This window comes from Streptomyces scabichelini, assembly GCF_011045015.1.
Taxonomy (GTDB): domain Bacteria; phylum Actinomycetota; class Actinomycetes; order Streptomycetales; family Streptomycetaceae; genus Streptomyces; species Streptomyces scabichelini.
Genome location: NZ_JAAKZY010000008.1, coordinates 1 through 14,813, shown reverse-complemented (window position 1 = coordinate 14,813; position 14,813 = coordinate 1). Strand labels below are relative to the sequence as shown.

The following is a 14,813-nucleotide window of genomic DNA, read 5'->3' as shown; positions in this document are numbered from 1 at the left end:
GATGGTGCGTTACCTCCTGCACCGCCTCTGGCAGTCGGCCCTCACCCTCGTCCTCGCCTCGATCGTCGTCTTCGCAGGGATACGGGCCCTGCCGGGCGACCCGGCCACCGCGATGGCCGGCGAGGAGGCCGACCCGGCCACGATCCGCGCCGTACGCGCCCAACTCGGCCTGGACGAACCACTTCCCGTGCAGTACGTGAAGTTCGCCGGACACGCCCTGACCGGCGACTTCGGCGCCTCCACTCGGACCGGAACACCGGTGAGCGACCTGATCGGCGCGACCCTGCCGGTGACCGTCCAGCTGGCCCTGTACGCGGTGGCCGTCGCCGTACTGACCGGGATGACCGCCGGTGTGCTGGCCGCCGTCTTCCGCGGCCGGTGGCCGGAGTGGGCGGCCAACGCCTTCTCCCTGACGGCGCTCTCCGTGCCGACCTTCTGGCTCGGCATCCTGGGGGTGCTCTATCTGGCCGTACGACTCGGCTGGTTCCCCGCATCCGGATACGTCTCGCCCTTCGAGGATCCGCTGCGCGGCGTGTACTACCTGACACTGCCCGCACTGATCCTCGGCCTGACCCACTCCGCGGTGATCCAGCGTCAGACCAGGGCGTCCATGACCGGCACCCTCACCGCCGACTTCGTACGCACCGCGCGGGCGAAGGGACTCGGCAGGACGGCGGTGGTGTTCAGGTACGGGCTGCGCAACAGCCTGATCGTGGCCGTCACCGTCATCGGTCTCCAGCTCGGCGGGCTGATCGGCGGTGCGGTGGTCACCGAGCGGATCTTCACGCTGCCCGGCATCGGCAAGCTGACGCTCGACTCCGTGTTCAGCCGGGACTACCCGGTCATCCAGGCTGTGGTGCTGGTGATCACCACGGCCTACATCGTGATCAATCTGCTGATCGACGTCCTGTACACCGCCATCGATCCGCGCATACGCGTGTCCGGGAGGACACAATGACGGCAGTCGCAGAAACCGCCGCCACACCGGACGGCACCCCGCTCGCCCCCGCCCGCGTACGTGGCCGTGTACTGCGCAGGCTGATCCGGAACCCGATGGGCGCGGCCGGGGCCGTACTCCTGCTGATCGTGCTGGTGGCCGGGGTGTTCGCCCCGTGGCTCGCGCCCTATCCACCGACCGAGGTGCACTTCACGACCCCGTTCCAGCAGCCCGCCACCGTCGGTTTCGCGCTGGGCACCGACGATCTCGGACGGGACATCCTGTCCCGGGTGCTGTACGGAACGCGCGCCTCGCTGGAGGTCGGTGTGCTGTCCGTGCTGCTCGCGGTGGTGGCCGGGGTGCCGCTGGGGCTGCTCGCCGGGTACTGGCGGTGGCTGGACGCCGTCGTGTCACGGCTCGCCGACCTGATGCTCGCCTTCCCGTTCCTGATCCTCGCGGTGGGCCTCGCCGCCATCAACGGCGGTGGTCTCGGCAACGCCGCGATCGCGATCGGCATCGCCAACATACCCACCATGATCCGCGTCGTACGGGCCGAGACGCTGCGGCTGGCCGAGGCCGACTTCGTCCTCGCCGCACACGCCATGGACGCGGGCCCGCTGCGCATCCTGGGCCTGCACATCCTGCCCAACGCCCTGTCGGCCGTCATCGTGCAGGCAACGGTGATCATGCCGGCCGCGGTCCTCGGCGAAGCCGTCCTGTCGTTCCTCGGTCTTGGCATCCTGCCGCCGGACCCGAGCCTGGGCATCATGCTCTCCGACGCCCAGAACTACCTGCTGCGCACCCCCTGGCCAGGGGTCTTCCCCGGCATGGCGATCGCCCTGATCTGCCTCGGGTTCAACCTGTTCGGCGACGCCCTGCGCGATGCGCTGGACCCGAAGACGACGAGTTGAGGACCAGCGATGACGGCGAAGACACTTCTGGAAGTGGAGAACCTGGAAGTCGCCTTCGGCGGCTCTCCGGCCGTACGAGGGGCCGGCCTCACCCTGCTGCCGGGCGAGCGGGTCGCCGTGGTCGGCGAGTCCGGCTCCGGCAAGTCGACGATGGCGCACGCGGTCCTGGGCCTGCTGCCCGGCTCCGGCCGCGTCACCGGCGGTGCTATCCGGTTGCGCGGTGAGGACATCACCCGGGCCCCGGAGAAACGTCTGCGGCAGCTGCGCGGGCGCGCGTTCGGCCTCGTACCGCAGGATCCGATGACCAACCTCAATCCGGTGGCCCGAGTGGGGCGCCAGGTCGCCGAGACCCTGCTCACCCACGGTCTGGCCGACCGCCGCGAGGCCCCCGCCCGCGCGGTGGAGCTGCTGGCCCGGACGGGTCTGCCCGAGCCCGAGCGCCGGGCCCGCCAGTACCCGCACGAGCTGTCCGGCGGCCAGCGGCAGCGCGTACTGATCGCGATCGGCCTGGCCTGCCGCCCCGACCTGCTCATCGCGGACGAGCCCACCTCCGCGCTCGACGTGACCGTGCAGAAGCAGATCCTCGACCATCTGGACGAGCTGACCCGCGAACTCGGCACCGCGCTGCTGCTGATCACCCACGACCTCGGCTTGGCCGCCGACCGCGCCGACCGGGTGGTCGTGATGTCCCGGGGCACCGTCGTCGAGACGGGTTCGGCCGAGCAGGTCCTCACCGCGCCGGAGCACGAGTACACCCGCCGTCTGGTGGCGGCGGCGCCGTCCCTGAGCACCGCGGTCCGTGACACGGCACGTGACCGGTCACCGGTCCCTGCCGAACCGGTCCCCGCCAACCCGTCGGTCAAAACTGCGCCCGCGCCCGCTCCTGACGCGGACCCTCCGCTCAAGACGGCCCCCCTCCTCACGGTCGAGCACGTCACGAAGGACTACCGCATCCGTCGCGGCGCCCCCTTCCGTGCCGTGGACGACGTGTCCTTCACCATCGAGCGCGGCCGGACGATGGCGATCGTCGGCGAGTCGGGCTCGGGCAAGACGACCACGGCCCGGATGGTCCTCGGACTGCTCCCGGTCACCGGCGGCAGCATCCGGCTCGACGGCACGGAGATCTCCGGAGCCGTCGCGCTGCGCGGCCCCGAACGGCGTGCGGCCCGCCGGGCCATGCAGCCGGTTCTACAGGACCCGTACGGCTCCCTCGATCCGACGTTCACCGTGGAACGCCTGATCGCCGAGCCGCTGACCGTCTTCGGCGTCGGGGACCGGGCCGCCCGCCGGGCCAGGGTGACCGAGCTCCTCGACCAGGTCGCCCTGCCCGCCGCCCTGGCCCAGCGCTACCCCAACGAGCTGTCCGGCGGCCAGCGCCAGCGGGTGGCCATCGCCCGCGCCCTGGCCCTCGAACCCCGCCTCGTCGTCTGCGACGAGGCGGTGTCGGCGCTCGACGTCCTCGTCCAGGACCAGATCCTGCGTCTGCTCCGGAGCCTCCAGGACGAGCTGGGCATCGGCTACCTGTTCATCTCGCACGATCTCGCGGTGGTGCGCTCGATCGCCCACGACGTCGTGGTCATGCGCGAGGGCCGCGTCGAGGAGCAGGGCCCGGTCGCCGATGTCCTCGACTCTCCGTCCGCCCCCTACACCCGGCAGCTCCTGGCCTCGATCCCCGGCACCGGGCGCCCGCCGACCGAATGAGAGGACGAGCGGACGAGCGGCCCTACAGGCCCTGGTCCCCGAAGGGCAGCGCGTCCAGGTCTCCGTCGAAGTCCCCTGCGTCGAGGAACGCCAGGTCCAGGGGATCGGGTGACGGTTCCCTGCGGCCGTCGGGGTCGGCCAGGGTCTGTTCGGTCCAGATGCATTTCCCCGTCGTCGTGTAACGCGTGCCCCAGCGCTGCGAGAGCGCCGTGACCAGTTGCAGGCCACGGCCCCCCTCGTCGGTTTCCGTCGCGCGGCGGATGCGGGGCATCGTCAGGCTGCCGTCGAAGACCTCGCAGATCAGCTCGGCGCCGTGCAGCAGACGCAGGCGGACCGGGCCCTTGGCGTGGCGTACGACGTTGCCCACGAGTTCGCTGGCCAGCAGCTCCGTGGTGGGCGTCAGGCCGTCGAGGCCCCAGGCGGAGAGCTGCTCGCGGACGTGGCGGCGGGCCTGGCCCGCCGCCTTCGGGTCCTCGGGCAGCGGCCAGGAGGCGATCCGGTCGCCGGTCAGGGCGTGCAGGCGGGCGACGAGGAACGCCGCGTCGTCGGCCGCCTGGTGGTCGGCGGGCAGCAGGCCGTCCGTCAGGGTGTCGCAGAGGCGCTCCAGGTCCGCGCCGGTGGCGGCGCCGTCCGCGTGCGCCGTGCTCAGGAGCCGGGCCAGTTCCGCCATGCCCTCGTCGATCTCCCGCTTCGCCGACTCGACCAGGCCGTCGGTGTAGAGCACGAGCAGGCTTCCCTCGGGCACCGTCAGCTCGACCGTCTCGAACGGCGGCTCCGCAGCGCCCAGCGGCGGGTCGGCGGCCAGCTCCGGGAAGTGCACGGTGCCGTCGGGGCTGACCAGGGCGGGCGGCGGATGCCCGGCGCGGGCGATGGAGCAGACCCGGGTGGTGGAGTCGTAGAGCGCGTACAGGCAGGTGACGTACGACTCCTCGCCCATGCCGCCGACGATGTCGTTCAGGTGGCTCATGATCTCGTCGGGGGGCAGTTCGAGGTCGGCCAGGGTGTGGACGGCGGTGCGCAGCCGGCCCATCGTGGCCGCCTCGGGCAGACCGTGGCCCATGACGTCGCCGACGACGAGGGCGACCTGTCCGCCGGACAACGGGATGATGTCGTACCAGTCGCCGCCCACGTCCATGCCCTGTCCGGCGGGGAGATAGCGGGCGGCGGCCGTGCACGCCGGCAGGTCGGGCAGGCCGCGGGGGAGCAGACTGCGCTGGAGTTCGCGGGACCTGCCGTGCTCGGCGTCGTAGAGCCGGGCCCTTTCCAGGGCCTGCGCGACGAGGGCGCAGATCGTGGTGAGCAGGGTGCGTTCCTCGTCGGTGAGGCGGCGCGGACGGTCGAAGGCCACGACGCACACCCCGAACGTGTGGCCGGACGCGGTCAGCGGCAGGAACGCCCAGGCCTGTTTGCCGGCGTGGCCGGGCAGGTCGGCCCGCCCGGGGTAGCGCGAGGCGAACTCCTGCGGGGAGGACAGGAACAGCGGCGTGCCGGCCAGGATCGCGTCCCAGAGCGGGTTGGGCCGCATCCCCTCGCGGCTGCCGAGCAGGTCGAGGAAGTCGTCCGGGTAGCCGACGGATCCGACGTTGCACAGCCGGTCGCCCTCGCGCACCTGCACCACAAGCCCGGTGGCGGCGAACGGCGGCAGCACCCGTCGGGCGACCGCGTCCACCACGTCCTGTGAGGTCGTCGCCTTGGCGAGTGCCGTGGTCAGCTCCGCGATCCGGGCCGCCCGTTCGGATGCGGCGCGCTCGGCCGCCCGGTGCTCCTCCGCGAGGCGCCGCTTCTCGGTGACATCGGTGAAGTAGAGGGTGCGGCCGTCGGGTCCCGGGACGAGCCGCAGGTGGTAGCGGCGCCCGTCGTCCGGTATGTCCACGTCGAAGCCGGCGGGCTTCTCCTCGGCCGCGGCCCGTCGGCAGCGGCTCTCCAGGCCGGGGACCAGCCGGGCGTAGGGCAGGTCCCACAGGATGCGCCCGAACAGCTCCTCCTCGGAGAAGCCGAGCGTGCGTTCCGCCTCCAGGTTGGCGAAGGTGATCCGCCAGTCGTCGTCCACCGCGAGGAAGCCGTCGCTCATGTGGCGCAGGGCCCGGCTGAGTGCGTCACGGGCGGTACGGGGCTCGTTGCTGTCCCATCCCACGCCGATCATCCGGTGGGCTTCGCCCCGCTCGTCGTACGTCGCCCTGCCGCGGGCCTGTGTCCAGCCCCACGTCCCGTCCAGTTTGCGTACGCGGTACTCGGCCTCGTACACGCCGTGGTCCCGGATCGCCTGCTGTGCCGCCGCCAGCGTCGGTGCCAGGTCGTCGGGGTGGACGATCCTCATCCAGTTCTCGATCTTGCCGGTGAAGTCCTCGGGTCTGGTGCCGTAGAGCTCCAGGGCCGCGTCGTCCCATATAAGGTCGCCGGTCTGGACGTTCCAGTCCCACGAGCCGACGCTGACCTGCTTGAGCGCCTGCCGCAGGCGCTCACCGCTCAGCTCCGTCTGCGAGGGCCCGGACGGCGGCGGCGCCTGCGGCAGGCGCTCCTCGGTCCAGGCGATGACGGCCCGCAGGAAGTCCCACTGCTCCGGGGTGGGCTCGCCCCCGTCGCCCATCAGGAGGGTGAGCGCGCCGATGCTGCGGTCCCCGCTGAACACCGGTACGGCGACCAGTCCGGTGCCGGGCCACCCGACGTCCGCCGCTTCCGACACTTCCGCGACCTTCGTCACTTCCGCCGCTTCCGCCGGAAGGCCGGCGGGATCGGGACGGCCGGCCGGACCGGCGAGCCCGGCGGACTCCAGCGGCACCCATACGCCACTGCCCTGGTGCAGGGCACGGGCCGGGGCCAGCGGGCCCTCCTGGTCGAGGATCTCCCAGGGGCCGGTGAGGGCGGGAGGGAGACCGGCCGTCGACACCAGACGCAACGCTGACATGGGGCCACGCAGATGCACCGTTCCGCCCAGGGCGCCCAGCTCGCCCACCGCATGCTGGAGTGCGAGCCGGAAGACCTCACTTTCCGTGACACCCGGAACCACCGTGCTCAGCAATGCCAGCCGTGCGTTCATGCCGCGGACCTTATCGTTCTCATCTGGTTCAAAACCTTGCTTCGCAGGATTCTCACGCTCATCCCCGGACTGCGCCACAGGGCATCAACAGCGAGGAAACCCAAGGGAGTTGGCCGAGCACATCGTCAACTCCCCTTCCGTGTAACGCGGGTAACGTCCCGGACCCGTGTAGCGCGCCTCCCCACGGGCAACCTGGCGGCATGGATATCGGCGTCTTCATCCCCATCGGCAACAACGGCTGGCTCATCTCCAAGAGCTCTCCGCAGTACATGCCCACCTTCGAGCTGAACAAGGCCATCGTGCAGAAGGCCGAGGAGCACGGGCTCGACTTCGCGCTGTCGATGATCAAGCTCAAGGGGTTCGGCGGTGAGACCGAGTTCTGGGACCACTGCCTTGAGTCGTTCACGCTGATGGCGGGCCTGGCCGCCGTGACAGAACGGATCAAACTGTACGCCTCGACGCCGATCCTCGTCCTGCCCCCGGCGATCGTCGCGCGCATGGCCGTGACCGTCGACTCGATCGCCCCCGGCCGGTTCGGCGTCAACATCGTCACCGGCTGGGCGCCCGGCGAGTACTCCCAGATGGGCGTATGGCCCGGGGACGAGCACTTCGGCAACCGCTACGCCCGCGCCGTCGAGTACGTCACCGTGATGAAGGAGCTGTGGAGCGAGGGCGTCAGCAACTTCAAGGGCGAGTTCTACGAGATGGACGACTGCGTGCTGTCGCCGCGCCCGGCCGACGGGCACATTGACATCGTTGCCGCGGGCCAGAGCAGCACCGGCATGAAGTTCGCCGCCGAGCACGCCGAGTACAACTTCATCCTGGGCAGCGGCGTCAACACCCCGCTCGCGCTCTCGGACACCACGGCCACGCTCGTGGAAGCGGCGCGGGAGACCGGCCGCGACGTCGGGGCGATGTCGCTGTTCATGGTCATCGCGGACGAGACCGACGAGGCCGCCCAGGCGAAGTGGCAGGACTACCACGACAACGCCGACCGTGCGGCGCTGGCGTACATGGCGGGGGAGTCGGCCACGGACAAGACCGCCGACGACTCCTCGACCGCCCGGACCATCTCGCTGCCCGAGGGCGCCGTGAACTTCAACATGGGCACGCTCGTCGGCTCGTACGAGACCGTCGCGAAGATGCTCGACGAGGTCGCCGGGGTCGCCGGAACCAAGGGCATCATGCTGGTGTTCGACGACTTCCTCGAAGGCATCGAGAGCTTCGGCACGCGCATCCAGCCGCTGATGAAGTGCCGGTCGTGAGGTCCGACCAGCAGAAGGACTACGAGCGCGCCGGTTTCACCGGACACCTCGACCCCGGCACCTCCCCGACCCTGATCCTGGTGGACCCTGCCCGCGCCTACGTCGACCCGGACTGTCCCCTCTACGCCGGAGCCGGGGCCGAGACGGCGGTCGAGGCCATGAAAGCCCTGCTGGCCGCCGCGCGCCGAGCCGGTGTCCCGGTGGTCGTCACACGGGTACGGCTGCGGGCCGACGGCAGCGACGGCGGCGTCTTCTTCCGCAAGGTGCCCACACTGCGGGCCTTCACCGAGGGCAGCCCCTTCGGCGAGTTCATCGACGGACTGGCACCGGCGCCGGACGAACTGACCGTGACGAAGCACTACCCGAGCGCCTTCTTCGGTACCGCCCTGGCGGCCTTTCTCACCGCCAACAGAATCGACACCCTGCTCATCGGCGGACTGTCCACGAGCGGCTGCGTCCGCGCCACCGCCTTGGACGCCATGCAGCACGGATTCGTTCCCGTCGTCGTCGAGGAGGCGGTGGGCGACCGGGATCCGGCCATCCACGCGGCCAACCTCTTCGACATCAAGCACAAGATCGGCGAGGTCTGGCCGCTGGAGCAGGCGGCGGAGTATCTCGCGGGGCTCGGCACGGGTGACGTCGAAACAGGTGAACGGACTTGAGCCCGCCTGCCTCGCCGTTCAGCCCGGCTGGTGACCGAAGCGAGCACCCTTCAGGCTGAGGCCGTGCACCGCGGGGTCCACGCGGCGCTGGGGACGGGTGCGTACCGGGGCGGGCTCGATCACGGCCGGGGGCTCGCCCGCCTCCGCCATACGCCGCAGCAGCCGCTCGCGCAGGCTGTCGGCGAGGTCGCGGTGGGAGGTCAGACCGGCGAGGTTGTCGAGTTCGTAGGGGTCGTGGGCCAGGTCGTACAGGGCGGTCTCGGTGTAGCGGTCCGCCGACGGCCGGCGCCAAGGGTCGGCGTCCGGCGCGCTGACGTGGTACTTCCAGCGGGAGGTGCGGATCGCCCGGCCGCACTCGGCCTCGCTGATCTGGATGTACGCCTCGTCCGGCCACTCGGCGCCGGGATCGCGGACCAGGGGGAGAAAGGACCGCCCCTGCATCTCGTCGGGCACGCCGATCCCCGCGGCGTCCAGCAGCGTCGGGCCGAGGTCCATGGTGCTGACGGGGGTGTCGATCACCCGGCCGCCGTCGAAGCCGGGACCGCGCACGGCGAGCGGCACCCGTACGGAGCCGTCGTGGCAGGAGCGCTTGTACTCGTCGTTGCGCGTCCTGAAGTGATTGCCGTGGTCGGAGGTGAACGCGACGATCGTGTCGTCGAGCAGGTCCATGCTGCGCAACGCGTCCAACAGTCGGCCGAGCCCCTCGTCGACGCGGCGGATCTGCCCGAGATAGCCGCCCATATGACGATGGGCCGAACCCCCTTCGCCCGGCAGGGCGGCGAGGTCGGGCGGCATCCAGCGGCCCTGGTAACGCTGCGCATAGCCGTCCGGCGCCGGATAACTGTCCACCTCGTTCTGGTGGTGCGGCTCGATGAGCGAGCAGAAGAGGTAGAACGGCTCGGCGTGGTGGTCGGCGGCGTAGCGTACGGCCGCGTCGAACAGGGCGTCGGAGCGGTAGCCGGGCAGGAGAACCGGCTTGCCCCCGTCGTCGTACATGACCGTCTTGTACGCGTCGGACGTGAACTCCAGCGTGTTGGAGCCCAGCCAGGACCCGTAGCCGCCACGCTGCCCGGGCGGCACGGGATCGCCGCCCGCCAGATGCCATTTGCCGAGATAGCCGGTGGCGTAGCCGGCCGCGCCGAAGTGACGGGCGAGGGTGCGGCTGTCCTCGGGCAGCGGGATGCCGTTGCGGAAGCAGCCGGTGGTCGTCGGGTACTGCCCGGTCTGGAGGGCGGCCCGCGCCGGGGCGCACACCGGCTGCGGAGTGATCGCCTGCACGGCGTGCGTACCGGTGCGCGCCATGCTGTCGAAGGCGGGCGTCAGGTCGAGCGGGTTGCCGTGCGCCCCCGTCGTGTCCCAGCGCTGCTGGTCGGTGAAGACGACGATGACGTTCGGGGGCCGTCCCGGCATGGAACTCCTTGTCGATCGTTGCTGTCGTTGGTCGAAGACCCCGGGTGCGGCTGCCCGACCGTACTCAGCGCGGGCCTGGTGATTCCTGCTCAGCCGCTCAGCCGGCTCTCCAGCCGTACATGCAGCTCCTCCTCCTGATCACCTGAGGCCGTGCTGACCTCGTGCACGGAGAACAAGGAGTCCAGGGTGGAGCGGAAGCGGTCGATCGCCCAGTAGCCGCCCTGTATGTCGGCCGTGACGGAGGCCGCGAGGCGGGCCGGGCGGGCGCCCTCGTGTGCGTCGGCGACGTCGAAGGTGCCGAGCCACACCGTGGGGCGTGTCGCCGAAAACTCCTGAGGTACGTCGTCGGCGCACCGGTCGGACGTGAAGCACGCGCACAGGGTGTCGAAGACGACGCGTGCGTCTTCCTTGCTGCATCCGCTGATTTCCACAGAGACGGTTTCCGGGTGCGGTCGTACGTTGTCCATCGTGATCGCTCCTCTCGTCACCGCGCTGCGGTACCGCGGGACGCACCGGCCAAACCACGCCCCACCCCCAGAAAAGCACCAACTCCCGGGAAGAGCACCACCGGCGGCCGTTCACTATGGCTCGCGGCCCAGCCAGTAACCGAACCCCCGGCGGGTGTGGATGAGTACGGGTTCTTCCTGGTCCACCTTGCGCCGGAGGCGGGAGACGAGTTGCTCGATCGCGTTGCCGGCGCGGAACTCGCCCCAGACGTGCCGGCTGATCTGTTCCTTCGACAGCACGCGTTCCGCGTTGACCAGCAGGTGCCGCAGCAGCCGGTACTCCGCCGGAGTCAGATCGAACGACCTGCCGCCACGCCGCGCCTGACAGGTGGCGTCGTCCAGGACCAGGTCGCAGTAGAGCAACCCGCCGCCCGGACGTGCCGAGCTCCGGCCGCGCAGTAAAACCTGCGCCCGGGCGAGGACTTCTGCGATACGAAAGGGCTTGGTGACGTAGTCCTGTTCACCCGGGCCGAGTTCGGGGACAAGGCAGTCCAGGGAGTCGCACCCGGCCAGGAAGAGCAGCGGCGGGCGGTCCAGGGCGGGCACGCGACGCCCCCGAGTGAGTCCGTTCAGGTCCGGCAGCGTGGCATCGAGCACCACCAGGTCGTACGGGTACTCCGCGAGCCGCAGCGCGGCCTCGGCGCCCGTACCCGCCGTACCGACCTTGTAGCCCGCCAGCTCCATGGTCGTCGTGAGCAGTTCCGCGGTGCCGGGGTCGTCGACGACGACCAGGACGTGCTGTCCGTCCCCACGAGTCGGCGACGGTTTCTCGCTGATGCTCCCGTACATGGCAGACCATCCGTGTGGGTCGGGTAGGGCTCACGCTCGGCATGCGAACGGAAGGGCAGGTACACGGGCGGGGCCCGGAAGTTCTGGGTACGCCCGCCACGTCCCCCGGCAGGCGGCGGCACCGGCGGAGACACCCAGGCCACCGGCCCGGCACGTGCGCACGGTCAACCGCGTCGGACGTACGGGAGGACAGCCATCGCTCCGGACGACAGACAGCAATCGCTCCTGGCGGCAGCCAGCCATCCGTCCCGACGGCAGACAGCCATCGCTCCCGGCAACAGACAGCCACCGGCCCCGCCCGCCCGGCGAAGACAACGGACCCGCACGGACAGCGAGCGCCAGCCGCCCGCAGAGAGCCGCCCCCCGCCATCAGGCACGATGCGGAACGTCGATCTCCGCTTCAGCCCGGTCGATGAAGTCGTCGACCATCCGGTCGACGAGCAAGGCAAGCTGCCGCAACTCCTCGGGCGACCAGTCGGCCAGGGCCGCCTGCATGCCCCGGACGCTGGCCTCACGTACGCGGGCGAACGCTTCCTTGCCGGCCGGCGTGAGCTGGACGCGCTGGGCCCGGCGGTCGTCGGGGTCGGGGACGCGGGTGGCATAGCCGGTTTTCTCCAGCTGCTGCACCTGCCGGGTGACGTGCGACGCCTCCACCGACAACCGGGCCGCCAGCTCCCCGAGGCGAAGCGGCTCGCTCTCGGCGAGCTGCCGCAAGAGCGCCACGGCGGCACGGTCCAGCGGCAGTCCGGAGAGCGCCATGAGGCGCTCGTGCTGCCGGGTCCTGCCGGACAGGTACGTGGCACGGGTGAGGGCACGCTCGATCTTGATCACGTCTGGCGAGACCGATGCTGCCGTTGATGGTGGTGTGGGCATGCCTCTCATTTAACAGCTAATTGCCTAACTCAAGCAAGACGTTCTTGAGATTGCTTGACTCAAGTAATCCCGACATGCTTGCCTAACTCAAGCAAGCCGCCACCCCGCCACGGATGAGCGGCTTCCGAACGCCAGAACCCCCGAACCCCGAACTCCCGAACTCGCGAACCCCACAGCCCCAGAACGCAGGAGACCTCACATGACCGACACCACCGCCCCGGTGGCCGAGCAGGGCCAGGTCGACCGGCCCGCGGTGGCCAGACCCGGCCTGACCCTCCTGGCCCTGGGTACCGCCGGACTCGTCGTCTCGCTCCAGCAGACGCTGGTCCTGCCCCTGCTCCCCCGCCTGATGGAAACCTTCGACACCTCGGTGTCCGCGATCGCCTGGGTGTTCACCGCCACCCTGCTGGCAGGCGCGGTCGCCACCCCGCTGCTGTCCCGGTTCGGCGACATGTACGGCAAGAAGAAGATGATCACCTTGACGATGGCGCTGCTCGTCGCCGGCTCGGTCATCTGCGCGGTCTCCGACTCGCTCCCCGTGATGATCGTCGGCCGCGCGCTCCAGGGCACCGCCGCCGCGGTGATCCCGCTGGCCATCGGCATCATCCGGGACACCCTGCCCCGCGAGAAGGTCACCGCCGGTATCGGCATCGTCAGCGCCACCATGGGCGTCGGCGGCGCGCTGGGCATGCTGGTGACCGGTGTGATCGCCGAGAACACCGACAGCCACCACCCGGTGTTCTGGCTCTCGGCCGCGATGGCCGTGGTCGGCCTGGTGTTCGTCGTGGTCTGCACCCGGGAATCGGGCACCCGCACCGGCGGCCGCCCCGATCTGCTCGGCGCCGGTCTGCTGGCGGGCTTCCTGATCTGTCTCCTGCTGGCCGTCAGCCAGGGCAACTCCTGGGGCTGGAGCGACGCCAAGACCCTCGCCCTGTTCGCGGGCGCCGCGGTGCTGTGCGCGGTCTGGGTGCTCGTCGAGCAGCGGGTACGCGAACCCCTCGTCCAACTGCGTCTGCTGGTGGGACCCAAGTCGCTGTCGGCCAACATGGCCTCGATGCTGCTCGGCTTCGCGATGTTCGCGTCCTTCACCCTGGTGTCCAACTTCATCCAGACACCCGAGTCCCAGGTCGGCTACGGCCTCTCCGGCTCGGTCCTGGACGTCGGCCTGTACATGCTGCCCAGTACCGTCACCATGCTGGTCTTCTCCGCCCTGGCCGGACACTTCGAGGCCAAGCTCGGCGCCGCCCGCACCCTGGGCATCGGCTCGGCCATCGCCGCCCTCGCCTACATCTGGCTCGCGCTCCAGCACGGCTCCGGCGCCGACATCCTGATCTTCAGCGCCGTCCAGGGCATGGGCATCGGCATCGCGTACGCCGCCCTCGGCACCCTCGCCGTGCAGCACGTCCCGATGGACCAGAGCGGCATCGCCAGCGGCATCAACACCCTCGTCCGTACGGCGGGCGGCAGCATCGCCAGCGCGGCGACCTCCGCGATCCTCGCCGCCGAGGTCATCAAGAACACCAGCGTGCCGAGTGTCGACGCGTACGTCATCTGCTTCGTCATCGCCGGCGTCGCCGCGGGCCTCACCGCCGTCATCGCCGCCGCGCACGGCATCAAGCACCGCACCTGAACCGCGACCCCGAGACCGGGGCCGCCCCGAGCGGAGGCGACCCCGCCGCGCCGACCCGTGGGGACGGGGAACGGCGCAGTCCCCGGGCCCGGCGGACGGATCACTCCCCCACCGCCGCCGGGCCCGAGGACACCCCACCGACACGGGCTCCCGCGTCACCGAACCAACAGCCAAGATCCGTACACCCAACAAGATTCCGTACACCCACCGAGATGAGGAGAACCCCCATGAGCAGCACCGGTCTTCAGGGACGCAGCGTCATCGTCACCGGAGCAGGGTCCGGCATCGGCCGGGCCACGGCCCTGAAGTTCGCCGAGGAAGGCGCGAAGGTCCTGGTCGCGGACGTGAACCAGGAAGGCGCCGAGCAGACCGTCGAGACGATCGAGAAGGCGGGCGGCACGGCACGCGCGGTCATCGGCGACCTCCGCGACCAGCAGGTGATCGACGAGATAGTCGACACGGCCGTGCAGGCCTTCGGCGGCCTGGATGTGCTGGTGAACAACGCCGGGGTCATGGACCGTATGTCGGCCCTCGGCGAGACCGATGACGACGAGTGGGACCGCGTCATCCAGATCAACCTCAACGCGCCCTTCCGCCTCACCCGCGCCGCCCTGCCGCACATGCTCGCCGCGAACGGCGGCGCGATCGTCTTCACCGCCTCCGAAGCCGCCCTCCGCGGCAGCGCGGCCGGCGCCGCCTACACCGCCTCCAAGCACGGCATCGTCGGTCTGACCAAATCGCTCGCCGTGATGTACCGCAACGTGGGCATCAGGGCCAACGCCATCGCCCCCGGCGGCACCGCGACCAACATGCGCCCCGACGTACAGCCCGACGCCCACGGTCCCGACGTCATCAGCCCCTACATCGGCCTCGGCCTCGGCGACAAGATCTCCGCTCCCGAGAACCAGGCCGCCGCCATCGTCTTCCTCGCCTCCGACGCCGCGAGCTCCATCAACGGCGCCGTCCTCCCCGTCGACAACGGCTGGTCCGCCGTCTGACCCGGCAGGGCTCGTACGAACCCGACGCCGCCTACGGAGTCCGGACGCCCACGGAGTTCGTACGAGCCCTGCCGGGTCAGACGGCGGACCAGCC

Annotated in this window: 12 protein-coding genes; 7 read left to right on the top strand and 5 right to left on the bottom strand. The window is 70.6% G+C overall.

Annotated features, from left to right (window positions below; translation table 11 throughout):
- The first annotated feature begins 1 nt into the window (after position 1).
- Genes G5C60_RS04185 through G5C60_RS04175 form a run of 3 tightly spaced genes read left to right on the top strand, consistent with a single transcriptional unit; the run spans position 2 to position 3,549 of the window.
- Entirely contained in the window at positions 2 to 958 is a 957-nt protein-coding gene (locus tag G5C60_RS04185; protein ID WP_165254809.1) for an ABC transporter permease, read from the top strand.
- Positions 955 to 1,848, top strand: a complete 894-nt coding sequence (locus G5C60_RS04180; protein WP_165254808.1) for an ABC transporter permease — start codon at positions 955 to 957, stop codon at positions 1,846 to 1,848. Before G5C60_RS04185 ends, G5C60_RS04180 begins: the two co-directional genes overlap by 4 nt.
- A 9-nt stretch (positions 1,849 to 1,857) precedes the next feature.
- Positions 1,858 to 3,549, top strand: coding sequence for an ABC transporter ATP-binding protein (locus tag G5C60_RS04175; RefSeq protein WP_165254807.1), 1,692 nt, complete (start codon positions 1,858 to 1,860; stop codon positions 3,547 to 3,549).
- Between the two features lie 22 nt (positions 3,550 to 3,571).
- Here the strand turns inward: G5C60_RS04175 and G5C60_RS04170 are convergent, their stop codons facing one another.
- Positions 3,572 to 6,586 (bottom strand): SpoIIE family protein phosphatase, encoded by a 3,015-nt coding sequence (locus tag G5C60_RS04170; protein ID WP_165254806.1) that lies wholly within the window; start codon positions 6,584 to 6,586, stop codon positions 3,572 to 3,574.
- Between the two features lie 200 nt (positions 6,587 to 6,786).
- Between G5C60_RS04170 and rutA the strand changes: the two genes are divergently transcribed.
- Positions 6,787 to 7,851, top strand: coding sequence for a pyrimidine utilization protein A (gene rutA, locus G5C60_RS04165; RefSeq protein ID WP_165254805.1), 1,065 nt, complete (start codon positions 6,787 to 6,789; stop codon positions 7,849 to 7,851).
- Positions 7,848 to 8,513 carry an isochorismatase family protein gene (locus G5C60_RS04160; RefSeq protein ID WP_338145682.1) on the top strand — a complete coding sequence of 222 codons (666 nt, stop codon included), beginning with the start codon at positions 7,848 to 7,850 and terminating at the stop codon, positions 8,511 to 8,513. The genes rutA and G5C60_RS04160 overlap by 4 nt, the downstream gene beginning before the upstream one ends.
- Positions 8,514 to 8,531: 18 nt before the next feature.
- Here the strand turns inward: G5C60_RS04160 and G5C60_RS04155 are convergent, their stop codons facing one another.
- The 4 genes from G5C60_RS04155 to G5C60_RS04140 form a co-directional block, all read right to left on the bottom strand.
- Positions 8,532 to 9,923 (bottom strand): sulfatase family protein, encoded by a 1,392-nt coding sequence (locus tag G5C60_RS04155; protein WP_165254803.1) that lies wholly within the window; start codon positions 9,921 to 9,923, stop codon positions 8,532 to 8,534.
- An 89-nt stretch (positions 9,924 to 10,012) separates the two neighbouring features.
- On the bottom strand, positions 10,013 to 10,390 hold the full coding sequence (locus G5C60_RS04150; protein ID WP_165254802.1) for a hypothetical protein: 378 nt from the start codon (positions 10,388 to 10,390) through the stop codon (positions 10,013 to 10,015).
- Between the two features lie 114 nt (positions 10,391 to 10,504).
- On the bottom strand, positions 10,505 to 11,218 hold the full coding sequence (locus tag G5C60_RS04145) for a response regulator transcription factor (RefSeq protein WP_165254801.1): 714 nt from the start codon (positions 11,216 to 11,218) through the stop codon (positions 10,505 to 10,507).
- Positions 11,219 to 11,587: 369 nt separating this feature from the next.
- Positions 11,588 to 12,091 carry a MarR family winged helix-turn-helix transcriptional regulator gene (locus G5C60_RS04140; protein WP_165254800.1) on the bottom strand — a complete coding sequence of 168 codons (504 nt, stop codon included), beginning with the start codon at positions 12,089 to 12,091 and terminating at the stop codon, positions 11,588 to 11,590.
- A 199-nt stretch (positions 12,092 to 12,290) separates the two neighbouring features.
- On the opposite strand from G5C60_RS04140, the gene G5C60_RS04135 reads away from it, so the two are divergent.
- Together G5C60_RS04135 and G5C60_RS04130 are read left to right on the top strand one after the other, a co-directional pair.
- Positions 12,291 to 13,721 (top strand): MFS transporter, encoded by a 1,431-nt coding sequence (locus tag G5C60_RS04135; RefSeq protein ID WP_165254799.1) that lies wholly within the window; start codon positions 12,291 to 12,293, stop codon positions 13,719 to 13,721.
- A 227-nt stretch (positions 13,722 to 13,948) separates the two neighbouring features.
- Positions 13,949 to 14,719, top strand: a complete 771-nt coding sequence (locus G5C60_RS04130; RefSeq protein ID WP_165254798.1) for an SDR family NAD(P)-dependent oxidoreductase — start codon at positions 13,949 to 13,951, stop codon at positions 14,717 to 14,719.
- Positions 14,720 to 14,813: the final 94 nt, after the last annotated feature.